This is a genomic window from Pseudoalteromonas pernae (assembly GCF_039831865.1).
Taxonomy (GTDB): domain Bacteria; phylum Pseudomonadota; class Gammaproteobacteria; order Enterobacterales; family Alteromonadaceae; genus Pseudoalteromonas; species Pseudoalteromonas pernae.
The window spans coordinates 228,720-243,533 of the sequence record NZ_JBDODM010000004.1; the positions used below are offsets into that span (position 1 = coordinate 228,720).

Consider the following 14,814-nt stretch of genomic DNA (forward strand, 5'->3'; position numbering starts at 1 on the left):
AATTGTCACACGATGATTAAACGGCAAATACTCATTATTGACGCCACAAGTGTGCTGGCAATGCGCATCAAGGTGTTGCTTGAATTGCTTGAGTGTGAAGTAAAGCTGGTTCATTTCTCCACCTTGGATCAGGACGCCACATTAGAGCCTGCAGATATGTATGTGATTGCCCATGGCGTACCACTGCACATTGCGCAGCAACTGAAACCACACATTGCGGACACCAGTTTGGCATTATTGGCACCCAAGGCTGAGCAAGGAGAGGTGTTCACCAATTTTGCTGAACTCAATAAACTGTTTTTCAACGCACAAGTTATTTACCCATTTTTTGAAAACAAAGAAATTAGCGCGCTTTTCGAAAGCACTTTGGAGATAGATGGCCCACAGTCTTTGTCTTTACCCAATGTGGTGCTGGCGGCGCAGTCAGACGAATCAGAAGATATTCGAGGTTGGTTGGAAGGTGCTCATATCAAGGTTACTCGTGCTAACTCTTTGGTTGAAGTACTGTCGATAAACGCAGATCAGAACATCGATATCCTTATCACCTATTACCGTGTTGGTGATGAAAGTGGTAGCGATATTTACCAGCAGTTGCGCCGTGTGAGACCCCATTGTCGATGTATTTTACTTGCCAAAGATACGCACAAAGCTGAGCTACTTGAAGCGATACGAATTGGCATTGAAAGTGTGATTGAGCTTCCCGCTGATCACAATATGCTGATGCAATCGGTGCACAAACTTTGGCAGAACGAGTTACTCAAGCGCCACAATGCGCAGCTTGTTGAGCGTTTGCAAGATACCGTCGATGCATTGATTGAAAAAGATAGCCTGCTGCGAGTGATCTTTAAAAACACTCCCGATGCAGTGATCATTTTTGCACGCAATGGCGACCTTATTGATGCCAATGATGCCGCAGAGCAACTATTGAATATTGACAGTGAGCATGTCGGTAAAGTTTCTTTATTCAACTACCTCAGCCCTCAATCCGAAGGAGAGCTTGTAAAGGCGATAGGCGGGGGCGTTAGCCTCAATCAATACCGCTGTGAAATTGAGGTGCAAACTGCTCATCGAGGCTTAATAGCTATGGTTGCGTCCTTTAGTGAAGTTGATTATCACGGGGCGATTGCTTATGCCGTTATTTTCAAAAATGTCACTGAGCTCAAAGAAAAACAAGCAGTGCTTGAAGAGGCGCGTTCAGAGTTAGAACTAAGGGTGAGAGAGCGTACCCAAGAACTTGAAAAAGCTAAAGATGCCGCAGAGGCTGCCAACAAAAGTAAGTCAGAATTTTTGGCGAACATGTCTCATGAATTGCGCACACCGATGCATTCTATTCTCAGCTTTTCCAAATTCGGCTTGGATAAATTGCGCCAAGGTGAAGCTCCGATAGAGAAATTGACCAAGTACTTAGAGCGCATCCAAACCAGTGGTACGCGATTGTTGTCGTTACTCAATAACCTGCTTGATTTGTCGAAACTCGATGTCGGTAAATTTCCGTTTCATCCACACCGGGTAAACATTCGCCAACTTATTGAAGCGAGCATCGATGATGTGTCCGGCACAGCGATTGAAAAGCATATTGAATTACAGGTGCAATCTCAGTGTCAGGATCATGAAATTGAGTGTGATAGTGCGCAAATTACGCAAATTATGACTAACCTGTTGGGCAATGCACTTAAATTCAGCCCCGAAAAAAGTGCTATCCAAGTAGTTCTGAGTGATGTGGGTAGCGAGATGGTTATTCAAGTAATCGACAATGGTATTGGTATTCCTGAGCCAGAGTTAGAACACGTTTTTGATAAATTTTCACAGAGTAGTCAAACAGATAGAGGGGCGGGAGGAACTGGCCTAGGGTTAGCTTTGTGTCGCGAGTTTGTGCTGTTACATTCGGGGCACATCAAGGCTATGCTCAATCCAGAGGGCGGTACGATAATTGAGTTGCGATTACCTCGCACACAACCGCGAGATGCGACACAAAATCAATGACATGGACGAATTTTGACTATAGTTAATGTAAGAAATAAGTATGAAAGGACGGGCGTATGACGGTGCAAAAAGTACTGGCGGTAGACGACGAAGAATACAACCTTGAGATCATAGAAGAAATCCTTGAAAGCGAGGAATTTGAATTGAAAATGGTTGATAGTGGTCCCGCATGCCTAGCTATTGTTGGTGAGTATCATCCTGATGTGATTTTATTGGACGTCAGCATGCCGGATATGAATGGCTATGATGTGTGTCGCCAACTCAAAGCGAATCCTGAAACCGAAGATATAGTTGTGATGTTTGTATCGGCCCGCGGCACTGTTGAAGAGCGTATGGAGGGATATGCTGTAGGTGCAGAGGACTACATAGTTAAGCCGTTTAGTCACGACGAATTAAAGTCCAAACTGATGCACCTCAAGGGGTTCCTAGAGGAGAAGGAGAGCTTACAACAGCAAGTGGACGATGCGACCTCAACCGCGTTCAATGCCATGGCTAATAGCTCTGAGATGGGCGAAATCGTCAATTATGTTGAACGTATTGGTGATATTTGGGAGATAGAGCAACTAGGAGTTGAGCTGCTGCATTGCCTCAATCGCTTCGGCTTGCAAAGTAATGCAGAGCTTCGTGTGGGCGATGACACTCACCACTTTGCGCTCTCAGGTGTGTGTTCGCCGATTGTCATAGAGCTTTTTGATATGCTCAAAAGTCGTGGCCGGCTACATGAATTTTCACAACGACTGCTGGTCAACTATGAAACCGTGAGTTTGTTGATCCTCAATATGCCGGAACATGAGCCTGAAAAGCACGGGCGTATTCGTGATCACGTGTGTTTCCTAGTGAGTGTTACCGAACAACAGTTAGGCGCGATTCTTACCCGCAAAGCACTTGAGCAACGCCAGCAACAATTATCTGATGCCGTTACGCGTATTGAAGAGCAATTCCGTGGGTTAATGTCGCTAATGGACAACACGCGTGCAGAAAACGAGCAAGTATTTCGCTCGTTACAAGAAGATTTGGAATCACGCATACCGATGATGGGGTTAGACGAAGACCAAGAGTTGTTCATCTACAAAAAAGTCGACGATACCATTCAAAAATCGGTGGCCAGAGCTGATTCTGTGGAACAAGTGCGCTCAGCGTTTGAACGCATCGAGCAAGATCTTGCCAAGTTACTCGAATAACTAGGCGTCTCGCGGTAATCCTTTTTGCACAGCGCGGATTAAGCGCTGTGTCTTTTTCTCAGTAGGAATTATTTCCACCGCAATCACAGAGCGTTTTCGTTCTTGTTGCGCCAATGCCCAGTGGATGTGCTCATTGACCAGCTTATCACCTAGTGTCAATTTTTCTGTGAGCGCCGCGACTACTTCTTCACTAAATGGGGCATTGCCGAGGGCAATGGCAATGTTGCGCAACCAACGTTGATGGCCGATGCGGCGAATTGGGCTGCCTTCAGTGTGCTTCAGGAAAGTGTGTTCATCCCATTGGAATAAGCTCAAAAGGTCTTTATCTTTGAGTTGCTCGCGTGCATGGAAATCAGCCTCTTGGGTAATTTCGCCGTAACGATTCCATGGGCAAATTAGCTGGCAATCATCACAGCCGTAAATACGATTTCCCATTGCATGGCGATATTCCTCAGGAATTGCGCCTTTTAGTTCAATAGTTAGATAGGAAATACACTTGCGTGCGTCAATCACGAAAGGCTCAACAATCGCGCCAGTCGGGCACATGGTGATGCATGCCACGCATTTTCCACACTCACCTTGGCTTGATTCATTGTTTGTTGGCTCGTCCACAGGCAGTGGAATGTCGATAAACAGTTCACCGAGAAAGAACCAAGAACCTGCTTTTTTATCAATGAGTAAACTATGCTTACCTATGAAACCAAGCCCAGCTTTTTCGGCAAGTTGGCGTTCCAAAACAGGGGCTGAGTCTACAAATGGGCGAAACCCCAGCTCGCTAACATGTTCACGAATACGCTGACCCAGGTTTTTTATGCGATTGCGCATAAGTTTGTGGTAATCACGACCTAATGCATAACGGCTTATGTAGGCTTTGTTTGGATCGTTTAAGGTTCTGGCAAACCCGGCATCCGGCGGCAAATAATGCATTTTTAGTGCGATGACACGCACTGTGCCGGGCACAAGTTCATCGGGGCGACTGCGCTTGGTGCCGTGTTCAGCCATAAAGCTCATTTCACCGTGATAGCCTAAATCTAACCAACGTTGCAACTGCGCTTCGTGCTGACTAAGGTCAATGTCACAAATCGCTGCATCAGCAAAACCAAGTTCGTTGGCCCATTGCTTAATTTGCAGGGCTAGTTCAGGATAATTAAGAGTGTTTTGAGGCAAAAGTAAACAACCATGGATTTGAGCTACAGTACTAATTTACCACACCAAGCATACACTCCCCAACAATTGAAGGAATACGAGAGCGTGGCCGCCAAACACTGCGCAGTGAGCATGAGTGCACTGATGAGCAATGCTGGGGCAGTCGTCGCACACTGGCTTATGCGCCATTACACTAAGCAACATGCAGTTTTGGTGATCACCGGATGTGGCAATAATGCCGGTGATGGTTTTGTAGTTGCGCAGCAGTTGCGAGAAGCAGGCTATGACGTGGATGTGTGGCCGCTGATGAGTCCATCTCGTTTGTCTGGTGACGCTAAATCCATGTATGAGGCTTACAAATCTTCCGCAGGGCAATGTGTACATCAACCGAGTTTGAATCGCTATGGGGTGATTGTTGATGCGGTGTTTGGTATTGGTTTAGATAGACCCTTGGAGCAAGAGCTACAAGCGCATTTCGAGCGCCTTAATGAAGCAAAAGCAACGCGTATTGCGATTGATGTGCCAAGCGGAGTCAACGCCTTAACTGGTGAAGTGCACGCGCATGCATTTGCAGCGCATCATACCATTACCTTTATCGGCCTCAAGCAAGGCCTATTAACTGGGCGAGCTAAAGAACAATGTGGCGTGTTATGGTTTGCTCCTTTGGGTATCGATCAAGCATTTTCGCATCTTTGCGTGCCCAGCGCTAAGCGCTTAATGCATGAGCAGATGATGCAAAAACGGATTTATCGTGCCCCTAGCAGCCATAAAGGTACAGCTGGTCATGTGTTGGTTGTGGCCGGCGGCTTAGGCATGGCTGGTGCGGCGCGATTATGTGCAGAAGCCGCATTACGTTGTGGTGCTGGGCTTGTCAGTGTGGCGACGCACCCTGAGAACGTTGCCGCGGTACTGCAAGGGCGTTATGAGTTAATGGTCCACGGTATCAAGGATGCGAGAGAATTAATCCCTTTGCTGGATAAAGCAGATGTTGTCGCAATTGGCCCAGGATTAGGGCAATGTGAATGGGCTAAAAGTCTGCTTCAGCAGGTACTCTCTCATAGCAAGAATACACCTAAGGTGATGGATGCAGATGCCCTCAATCTTTTTGCTCAGCATCCTGTGGATATCAAAAATGCGGTGCTTACGCCCCACCCCAAAGAGGCCGCTCGTTTGTTACAAAGCACAGTTGCCAATATTGAAGGTAATCGATTTGATGCCGCCAAGACACTGGCGCGAAAATTTCATGTTACCGCTTTATTGAAAGGCCCTGGTACTTTGATCGCTCATGACCAAGGAATGTATATCAATAGCAGTGGTTCGGAGGTACTAGCGAGTGCGGGTATGGGTGATGTATTATCTGGTATCATTGCGTCGTTGCTGGCACAAGGCCTAAATGAGCGTGATGCAGCATGTCTGGGAGCCTATTTACATGGCTTTGCTGCGCAGCAAGCTTCAGCCCAAGGTGGTAAAGGGCTGCTGGCCAGTGATTTATTTCCAGTTTTGAGATCGTTAGTAGGATAAACGTAAATGAGCGAGCAATTTCACCAGTTTTTAGCTGATGAGTCAGCGACCGTCGCCTTTGGTAATACTCTGTCGAGTTTAGTGGCGCAAGGTGTAGTGATTTATTTATATGGTGATTTAGGTGCAGGTAAAACGACGCTCACGCGCGGCATCGTGCAAGGGTTTGGCCATAAAGGCAAGGTTAAGAGTCCCACCTATACCTTAGTTGAACCTTATGAACTTCCTGAGGTCAATATATATCACTTTGATTTATATCGATTAGCTGATCCCGAAGAACTTGAATTCATGGGGATCAGAGATTATTTTGATGATAAAGCTGTGTGTATTCTAGAGTGGCCAAGCAAAGGCGAAGGCGTGATCCCTCGCGCTGATTTAAAAATCACGCTAGAGTATACAGGGGAAGCGCGTGAAATCAGTATTGATGCTCAAACAGAGCGCGGTGCTGATGTAGTAACAAAGTTAAAAGGCAATGCTTAAAACAATTACAATCGCAAGCAAGATTACCTTAAGTTGCATACTCTTTCTTTGGACTGTGACCGTTTCGGCACAAAACAAGATTGAGGGTGTGCGCGTATGGCCATCGCCGGACAGTACCCGCGTGGTTTTTGACATGTCTGAAAAGCCGGATTACAGCTTCTTTATGCTTAGTAATCCGCGCCGACTGGTTGTCGATATTAACGACACTCAACATCGCACTGATTACCCAGATATTGAGAAAAAGCACCAGATTATTGATGTAATTCGCGCCAGTACACCGAAGAAAAAAGGCTCGACTCGCGTCGTATTCGAATTGACCAAACCAAGTAAACCTGTCGTGTTTGCATTGGCGCCAACAGGTCCATATAAAGACCGTCTGGTGATCGATCTATACGATAAAAGCGATGGTCAAGAAGCACAAAAAACGCCTAAAAATAGAGTGTTAGAAACGAATCGCGATATTGTGATTGCCATCGATGCGGGGCACGGTGGTGAAGACCCAGGTTCAATTGGTCCTAGTGGCACGTATGAAAAAGACATTACCTTACAAATAGCAAAACGCCTGCAAGCCTTAATCAATGCAGAGCGAGGTATGAAAGCACACCTTGTGCGCAGTGGCGACTACTTCATTAAAGTGAATTCTCGCAGCGCCAAGGCGCGAAATAGCAAAGCGGATTTTCTAGTCTCTATTCATGCGGATGCCTTTACCAGTCCGAAACCTCGTGGAGCGTCTGTGTGGGTGTTGTCATTACGCCGTGCAAACTCTGAAATCGGTAAGTGGATTGAGGACAGGGAAAAACACTCAGAACTCCTTGGCGGCGCCGCAGATGTTATTCGCGATACAGCGAGTGAAAAGTATTTAGCGCAAACTCTACTGGATATGTCCATGGATCACTCCATGAAAACGGGCTTCAAGGTTGCCGAAGAGACCGTCAGAGAGTTGAGTAAAGTGGCGACCATGCACAAGCGTTATCCTCAGGCGGCAAGCTTGGGGGTGTTAAAGTCACCGGATATACCTTCAATCTTGGTAGAAACGGGCTTTATCTCGAATCCGCAAGAAGAGCGTTTGCTGAAATCATCCGCACACCAACAAAAGTTGGCGCAAGCGGTGTTCAAGTCTATCCGTGGTTACTTCATGGATAACCCGCCGGATGATTCGCTGTTCGCAACCATCAAAGCGCAAAACCCGACGCGCCATAAAATTCAACGTGGTGAGTCACTGAGCGTTGTTGCCAGCCGTTATGGGGTATCAATTGGTGCTATCAAACGTGCCAATAAATTGAAGACAGACACCGTTTATATTGGTCAAGTTCTGACTATTCCTCGTACTTAAGAGATCCTATGAGCATTGAAATACTGCCAGCGCGATTAGCCAACCAAATCGCTGCTGGCGAAGTGGTTGAACGTCCAGCTTCTGTTGTTAAAGAGTTGGTGGAAAACAGTTTAGATGCTGGCGCTACGCGCATTAGGGTCGACATTGAACGCGGTGGCCACAAGCTTATTCGTATCACCGATAACGGCAGTGGCATCCCAAAAGATGAGTTGACGCTAGCGTTGTCGCGCCATGCGACCAGCAAACTCAAGTCGCTCGATGATCTGGAAAATATCTGTTCACTCGGATTTCGTGGCGAAGCTTTAGCATCCATTAGCTCCGTTTCTCGTCTTACATTGAAGTCAAAACCCAGCGCGCAAAGTGAAGCGTGGCAAGCGTTTGCTGAAGGGCGAGACATGGCGGTGCAGGTGCAGCCAACAGCACACCCTGATGGCACTTCCATTGAGGTAAAAGATTTATTCTTTAACACCCCAGCAAGGCGCAAATTCTTACGCACTGAGAAAACAGAATTCAGCCATATAGACGAATTACTCAAACGCATCGCTCTGAGTCGCTTCGATATTGCCTTGACGTTAACCCACAATGGCAAAGTCGTTCGTCAGTATCGGCCCGTAACGAAAGAACACGCTGTAACACGAGTTGCGCAGGTTGCCGGTAAGGGCTTTGCCGAGCAAGGCATGCATTTGCAAAGTGGCGACCAAGGTTTGTATCTACACGGTTGGATAATGCCTCAAGAAACGCAAACCGAGCCTCAATACACTTATGTAAATGGCCGAATGATGCGCGATAAGCTCATTTTGCATGCCATTCGCCAAGCTTTTGAAGAGCATGTCGGCGCCAATCATGTACCAGCGTTTGTGTTGTATGTAGAGATTGACCCGCGGCAAGTGGATGTGAACGTCCACCCTGCTAAACATGAGGTGCGTTTCCATCAAGCACGTTTAGTACACGATTTTATCTTACAGGCTGTGAAACAGCTTATAGCCACTGAGCAAGACTTATTTGCTCGCGATGGCGTCGAACATCCTTCGTTTGAAAATGCACCCGCTGAGCAGGTGAGTACGGATTATCCAAAATCACCATTACAGCCATTGAGCTATGATGCTTCCCCTGCGCCACGTTCCTCTCAGTCTTACTCAAGCGCAAGCACAGCAGGAGGCGGCAACAGTCGAGGTTATACCCCAGTAAATTCAGCACCCAGTGCGCAGAGCATTGCTCACATCAATCGCTTTTACCAAGGCGTAAACGAATCGCAGGCGCAGCATTTCTCCAATGCGCCGAGCGAGCAGGCGGATGATAGAGCGTTTACGGGTCGTCAAGCGGCAGAGGGCAGAAGTGTGGCGCTGTTGGCGTTAAAACTCGGCCGCTGCGCCCTAACCATCAATGGTGATTTGTATCTGAGTCATTGGCGTTATGCGCTACTGCCAGCTTGGCAACAACAATTACACGAAGAAGCTCAATTGCTTGGTAGAGCATTGTTACTTCCCGTACGTGTGGCTATCAGTAAAGAAGAAAGCCAGCGATTAGGTGAGTGGTCATCTTGGTTATCGGTCATTGGCTTTGACCTGGAAGTGGCTGCGCAACATGTTATGGTGAAACGTTTACCGAGCGCGCTCTACTCGTTGGATGCCAAACAGGTGATAGAATTGCTGCTTAGTACGGCATCTGAAGACAGTCAAACCGAAAAGTTCTGGCTACAATGGCTCGCGGATAAAGTACCACTGAGTTATTTTGAAAGTAACGACTTTATTACTTGGCAAACACAATTACAAAAATCCACAGAGATAGTTCAGCACTTGCAGGAAAAAGCCGTTAAAATAGACATAACTGATTACCTCAAGCAAATAAGCGTTTAAATTCTGTGAGTTCACTGCCAGTAATATTTTTGATGGGGCCAACCGCCTCGGGGAAAACAGATCTTGCCATTGATTTGTGTGAGCACTTTGACACTGAAGTGATCAGTGTTGACTCTGCGCTGGTATACAAAGACATGGACATTGGCACCGCAAAACCGAATGCAGAAGAACTCGCGCGCGCGCCACACAGACTTATCGACATCATCGACCCCGCGCAAAGCTATTCTATGGCCGACTTTCGGGCTGACGCGCTGCAAAACATCAAAGAGTTGCATCAGCAAGGTAAGGTGCCGTTATTAGTCGGTGGCACCATGATGTATTTCAAAGGTCTTCTAGAAGGTTTATCGCCACTGCCTGAAGCAGACGAGGCGGTTCGCGGCGAACTTGAACAACAAGCGCAACAGTTGGGATGGCCTGCATTACATGCACAGTTGGCGCAGGTTGACCCAGATGCGGCGGCAAAAATAAATGAAAATGACTCACAGCGTATTAATCGCGCACTTGAGGTTTATCGTATATCGGGTAAAACCATGACCGAGCTGCAGCGAACAAAAGCAGCAGCCCTTGATTTTCCGGTGCATCAGTTCGCCATCGCTCCAAGTGATCGTGCTGTGTTGCATCAACGCATTGAGAAAAGATTTAAAATAATGCTGGATCAAGGGTTTGAAAATGAAGTTTTGGCCCTATATAGAAGAAAAGATTTGCACCCAGATTTGCCTTCGATACGTTGTGTCGGCTATAGACAAATGTGGGATTACATCGCTGGCGAAATTGGCTATGATGAAATGGTCTTTCGTGGCGTAGCAGCAACCCGTCAGTTGGCAAAAAGACAGCTAACGTGGTTACGCGGGTGGGATAACCTCACGTGGCTTGAAAGTGGGGACAAGCAAAACTTGCAACGTGTTGTAAGTTCGCTAAGCTAATATTATTGGGACGGTTTTTCTTTTAAGTGTGTTCCATATATAGTACATAATAACACCTACAAACTAAGGATAATAACAATGGCAAAAGGCCAATCGTTACAAGACCCATTTTTGAATGCGTTACGTCGTGAGCGTGTTCCCGTTTCTATCTTTTTAGTAAACGGCATTAAACTGCAAGGTAAAATCCAGTCTTTCGACCAATTTGTTATCTTGTTAGAAAATACAGTAAACCAAATGGTGTATAAGCACGCGATTTCGACCGTCGTGCCTGCCCGTTCAGTGAATTTCCATGGTGTGCAGGGAACAGACGCGCCAGAAACAGATGAAGGGAATTATTAATCAGTAGGAGCGTAATGCTTGTTTGACCGTTATGAAGCCGGCGAACAGGCAGTCTTAGTTCACATCGAATTTCCTCATGAAGGCGATAGAGAAGACCTTCAAGAGTTAGAAATGCTTGTGTCTTCTGCAGGTGTTAGCAGTCTGGCGATTGTGCAAGGCAGTCGTCAGGCACCGCACCCGAAGCTATTCGTCGGCACGGGGAAGGCAGAAGAAATAGCTGAGATTGTCCAATTCCACAATGCAGATGTCATTATATTCAACCACGAATTAAGCCCATCACAAGAGCGCAATTTAGAAAAAGTGTGCAAATGTCGCGTGCTTGATAGAACGGCGCTTATTCTTGATATTTTTGCACAGCGTGCGCGTACGCACGAAGGTAAGTTGCAAGTTGAGCTCGCTCAGTTGCGACACATTTCCACACGCCTAATTCGAGGCTGGACCCACTTAGAACGCCAAAAAGGTGGTATCGGTCTACGTGGCCCGGGTGAAACTCAGTTAGAGACCGACCGTCGCTTACTGCGCGCCCGTATTAAAAACATCCTGAAACGTCTGGATAAAGTAGCTAAACAGCGTGAACAAGGGCGTCGAGCAAGAAACAGAAATGAAATCCCAAGCGTATCCCTAGTGGGTTATACCAATGCCGGCAAATCAACTTTATTTAACCGTCTGACCAATTCAGAGGTCTATGCGGCGGATCAGCTATTCGCAACACTCGATCCAACTTTGCGTAAGCTCGAAGTGCCGGATATTGGCAGCATTATTCTTGCTGATACCGTAGGTTTTATCCGTCATTTACCGCATGACCTAGTCGCAGCGTTTAAAGCGACACTGACGGAAACCCGCGAAGCGGACCTCCAATTACATGTGATCGATGCGGCAGATCCACGCCGTAAAGAAAACATCGAGCAGGTACAAGAGGTGCTTGAGGAAATCGAAGCGAACGAGATTCCACAGCTGCTGGTGTACAACAAAATTGACCAACTCGAAGAGGTTGATCCGCGTATCGACAGAGACGATGAAGGTCGTCCACGCCGTGTATGGCTTTCGGCGCAACAAGGGCAAGGCGTTGAGTTGTTATCCCAAGCCGTCAGCGAGTTGTTGGCCAAGCAAATGCTCAATACCCAGTTGTGTGTGCCGCCGAGTCAAGGGCGCTTGCGAGGTGCACTGTACAACCTCAACAGCATAAGCAGTGAAGGTTACGATGAGCACGGAAATTGGCTATTGGATGTGAATGTGCCAATGAGTGAGTGGAATAAGTTAAGGAAAGAAATCGGTGAACAAATCGACGCTTACCTTACTTAGCCATTGAAAATAGGCTAAAGTAGCCCCAGCAAAGAGATTTAGTCCGTTAGGTTGGCCATTTCGGCGACTAACTATGACAAACAGGGTAATGCTACGTTACCATTACCCTGAGTATCGAATTTAGACAACTATGGAGTAGAGCTATGGCCTGGAACGAGCCGGGTAACAATGGCAATGATAAAGACCCTTGGGATAATAAAGGTGGTCGCGATCAAGGCCCACCCGATTTAGACGAGGTACTGAAAAAGTACAGCGAAAAGTTCGGTGGTTTGTTTGGCGGCAACAAGGGCGGCAATAAAAGTGGTGGTGGTCTAGGTGGTCCTGGCCTGTTTTTCGTCGCGATTATCGCACTCATTATTTGGGCGCTGAGCGGTTTCTACACAGTGAAAGAAGCCGAGCGTGGCGTTGTTCTTCAATTCGGCAAGTTTGACCGTATTGCGGAACCGGGTTTACGCTGGAAAGCAACCTTCATTGAAAACGTTATTCCTGTTGATATTGAAGCAGTGCGTAACCTTTCGGCGTCTGGCTTTATGCTGACTGAAGACGAAAACGTGGTGAGCGTTGAGTTTGAAGTACAGTACCGCGTAATGGACCCTTACCTGTACAAGTACAGCGTTACTGATGCTGACCATAGCTTACAACAAGCCCTAGATAGTGCGCTTCGTTACGTAGTTGGTCACGCAAAGATGGACCAAGTACTTACTACAGGTCGTGAAGATGTTCGCCAACGTACTCGTGAAGAGTTAAATGAAATTATTGAGCCTTACAATCTAGGTTTGATTGTTACTGACGTGAACTTCAAAGATTCTCGCCCTCCTGCGCAAGTAAAAGATGCATTTGATGATGCGATTGCGGCACAGGAAGATGAAGAGCGTTTCATTCGTGAAGCAGAAGCATATGCCCGTGAAATTGAGCCACAAGCTCGTGGTCGCGTAACACGTATGACGCAAGAAGCAGAAGCGTACCGTGAACGTGTCATCCTTGAAGCTCAGGGTGAGATTGCACGTTTTGAGAAACTTCTACCTGAATATCAAAGTGCGAAGCAAGTAACGCGTCAACGTTTGTATATCGACGCGATGGAGCAAGTACTAGGTAGTAGCACTAAGGTGCTTGTTGATGTGGAAGGCGGTAACAACATGATGTATCTACCACTGGATAAAATCATGGAGCATAACAGCCAAGGTAAACAAGTTACCTTGCCAAATGCGAATACCGTTGGTGACCTACGCAGCAAGCTAGGCACAAGCTCTTCTACTAATAGCAAAGTGAACTCAGGCAGTGATCGCTTTGATAACGACCGTTTTAATGGAGGACGATAACCATGAGAGCATTTAGTTTAATCCTCGTTCTAGCGGCTGTTGTACTTTCATTTTCATCAGTGTTTGTTGTGCCTGAAGGCCAACGCGCTATCGTTTTGTTGTTCTCGAAAGTGCAAAAAGACGATGCGGATAACGCTGTGGTTTACGAGCCAGGTTTACATTTCAAAGTGCCTTTCGTTGCGCAAGTGAGAAAGCTTGATGCGCGTATTCAGACACTTGATGGAACGCCTGATCGCTTCGTAACTAGCGAAAAGAAAGACTTGATTGTTGATTCATACGTCAAATGGCGTGTTCAAGACTTCAGTGATTTCTACCTGCGTACCCGTGGTGATAAGAACTATGCTGAAACGCTATTGGAACAAAAAGTGAATAACGGTCTGCGTACTAACTTCGGTGCCCGCACCATTCGCGAGATTGTGTCAGGCGAGCGTAGTGAGCTAATGGCTGATGCGTTGGTTCAAGCGTCTGAAAGTGCGCGTGAGCTAGGTATTGAAGTGCTTGATGTTCGTGTGAAGCAAATTAACCTACCTGACGAAGTCAGTACCTCAATCTACCGTCGTATGCGTGCAGAGCGTACCGCGGTTGCTAAAGAACACCGTTCTGAAGGTCAAGAAAAGGCAGAAGAAATTCGTGCTGAAGTTGACCGCCGTGTAACCGTTATGCTTGCCGATGCAGAGCGTAACGCACGTTCAGTGCGTGGTGAAGGTGATGCGCAAGCAGCGAGTATTTACTCGAATACTTACAACAAAGATCCTGAGTTCTTCAGTTTCCTACGTAGTCTTGATGCGTATAAGAGCACCTTTAGCAACAAACAAGACGTCATGGTTATTGAGCCTGATAGCGAATTCTTCAAATATATGAAGAATGCATCAGCACAATAATAAGCAATGACAGAGAAGCCCTGAGCATAAAACCTCGGGGCTTTTTTTTGCTTTCACATAAGTAAATGAGCGACTATTCAATCCTTTTTGCTTGCTTTGTTCGGTGTTCTCTGTCGCAATAACTAACTGGAAAGTTCGTTCCTAGGAGATAAATATGACATGGCAGCTAGTTGTCAGTGCGTTTGCGTTGATGCTGATTTTTGAAGGGCTTGGGCCGGCATTATTTCCCCGCAAGTGGCGCTCTTATATGGCACAACTTGCAACAACCGATGAACGCGCTCTAAAAATTATCGGCATCATCTTAATCGCTGTTGGTGCGCTTTTATTTCATTTCATTCAGTCGCTGTAGAATAGCGAACTAAAATTCATTCCAAGCTACTTAGTGCGGTGAATCAGTATAACGGGCTATATATCACGCACTCGCGCTGAAATTTTTCGATGTAGAATAACTACATAAGAAAAAACCCAACGTGTTATCACATCATTTATGCAGCGTTATATGTGATCACATAGACAACAGAATTGGTAAAAAAAAATCATTAGCAGAAAAAAT

13 protein-coding genes are annotated in these 14,814 nt (G+C 46.6%); 12 read left to right on the forward strand and 1 reads right to left on the reverse strand.

What is annotated here, in order from left to right:
- The first annotated feature begins 12 nt into the window (after window positions 1-12).
- Window positions 13-1,983, forward strand: coding sequence for a sensor histidine kinase (locus V1358_RS11305; protein ID WP_347393599.1), 1,971 nt, complete (start codon window positions 13-15; stop codon window positions 1,981-1,983).
- Window positions 1,984-2,039: 56 nt separating this feature from the next.
- Window positions 2,040-3,164 carry a response regulator gene (locus tag V1358_RS11310; RefSeq protein ID WP_347393600.1) on the forward strand — a complete coding sequence of 375 codons (1,125 nt, stop codon included), beginning with the start codon at window positions 2,040-2,042 and terminating at the stop codon, window positions 3,162-3,164.
- Here V1358_RS11310 and queG read toward each other — a convergent pair whose 3' ends face one another.
- Window positions 3,165-4,331, reverse strand: a complete 1,167-nt coding sequence (gene queG / locus V1358_RS11315; protein ID WP_347391176.1) for a tRNA epoxyqueuosine(34) reductase QueG — start codon at window positions 4,329-4,331, stop codon at window positions 3,165-3,167. It abuts the gene before it with no gap.
- 12 nt (window positions 4,332-4,343) lie between these two features.
- On the opposite strand from queG, the gene V1358_RS11320 reads away from it, so the two are divergent.
- The 10 genes from V1358_RS11320 (at window position 4,344) to V1358_RS11365 (ending at window position 14,610) form a co-directional block, all read left to right on the forward strand.
- Complete coding sequence (locus V1358_RS11320; protein WP_347393601.1) at window positions 4,344-5,831, forward strand: NAD(P)H-hydrate dehydratase; 1,488 nt, start codon at window positions 4,344-4,346, stop codon at window positions 5,829-5,831.
- 6 nt (window positions 5,832-5,837) lie between these two features.
- Window positions 5,838-6,308, forward strand: a complete 471-nt coding sequence (gene tsaE / locus V1358_RS11325) for a tRNA (adenosine(37)-N6)-threonylcarbamoyltransferase complex ATPase subunit type 1 TsaE (protein ID WP_347391174.1) — start codon at window positions 5,838-5,840, stop codon at window positions 6,306-6,308.
- Window positions 6,301-7,641 (forward strand): N-acetylmuramoyl-L-alanine amidase, encoded by a 1,341-nt coding sequence (locus V1358_RS11330; protein ID WP_347393602.1) that lies wholly within the window; start codon window positions 6,301-6,303, stop codon window positions 7,639-7,641. The genes tsaE and V1358_RS11330 overlap by 8 nt, the downstream gene beginning before the upstream one ends.
- A gap of 8 nt (window positions 7,642-7,649) precedes the next feature.
- Window positions 7,650-9,497 carry a DNA mismatch repair endonuclease MutL gene (gene mutL / locus V1358_RS11335; protein ID WP_347393603.1) on the forward strand — a complete coding sequence of 616 codons (1,848 nt, stop codon included), beginning with the start codon at window positions 7,650-7,652 and terminating at the stop codon, window positions 9,495-9,497.
- A 5-nt stretch (window positions 9,498-9,502) separates the two neighbouring features.
- The gene (gene miaA / locus V1358_RS11340) at window positions 9,503-10,420 is read left to right on the forward strand and encodes a tRNA (adenosine(37)-N6)-dimethylallyltransferase MiaA (RefSeq protein WP_347391171.1); all 918 of its coding nucleotides are present in this window, start codon (window positions 9,503-9,505) and stop codon (window positions 10,418-10,420) included.
- A 78-nt stretch (window positions 10,421-10,498) separates the two neighbouring features.
- Window positions 10,499-10,759 carry an RNA chaperone Hfq gene (hfq, locus tag V1358_RS11345; protein ID WP_347391170.1) on the forward strand — a complete coding sequence of 87 codons (261 nt, stop codon included), beginning with the start codon at window positions 10,499-10,501 and terminating at the stop codon, window positions 10,757-10,759.
- 18 nt (window positions 10,760-10,777) lie between these two features.
- Complete coding sequence (gene hflX, locus V1358_RS11350) at window positions 10,778-12,061, forward strand: ribosome rescue GTPase HflX (RefSeq protein WP_347393604.1); 1,284 nt, start codon at window positions 10,778-10,780, stop codon at window positions 12,059-12,061.
- A 143-nt stretch (window positions 12,062-12,204) separates the two neighbouring features.
- Complete coding sequence (gene hflK, locus V1358_RS11355) at window positions 12,205-13,380, forward strand: FtsH protease activity modulator HflK (RefSeq protein WP_347391168.1); 1,176 nt, start codon at window positions 12,205-12,207, stop codon at window positions 13,378-13,380.
- Window positions 13,381-13,382: 2 nt separating this feature from the next.
- The gene (gene hflC, locus V1358_RS11360) at window positions 13,383-14,261 is read left to right on the forward strand and encodes a protease modulator HflC (protein ID WP_347391167.1); all 879 of its coding nucleotides are present in this window, start codon (window positions 13,383-13,385) and stop codon (window positions 14,259-14,261) included.
- A gap of 154 nt (window positions 14,262-14,415) precedes the next feature.
- Window positions 14,416-14,610, forward strand: coding sequence for a DUF2065 domain-containing protein (locus tag V1358_RS11365; RefSeq protein WP_347391166.1), 195 nt, complete (start codon window positions 14,416-14,418; stop codon window positions 14,608-14,610).
- The last annotated feature ends 204 nt before the right edge of the window (window positions 14,611-14,814 follow it).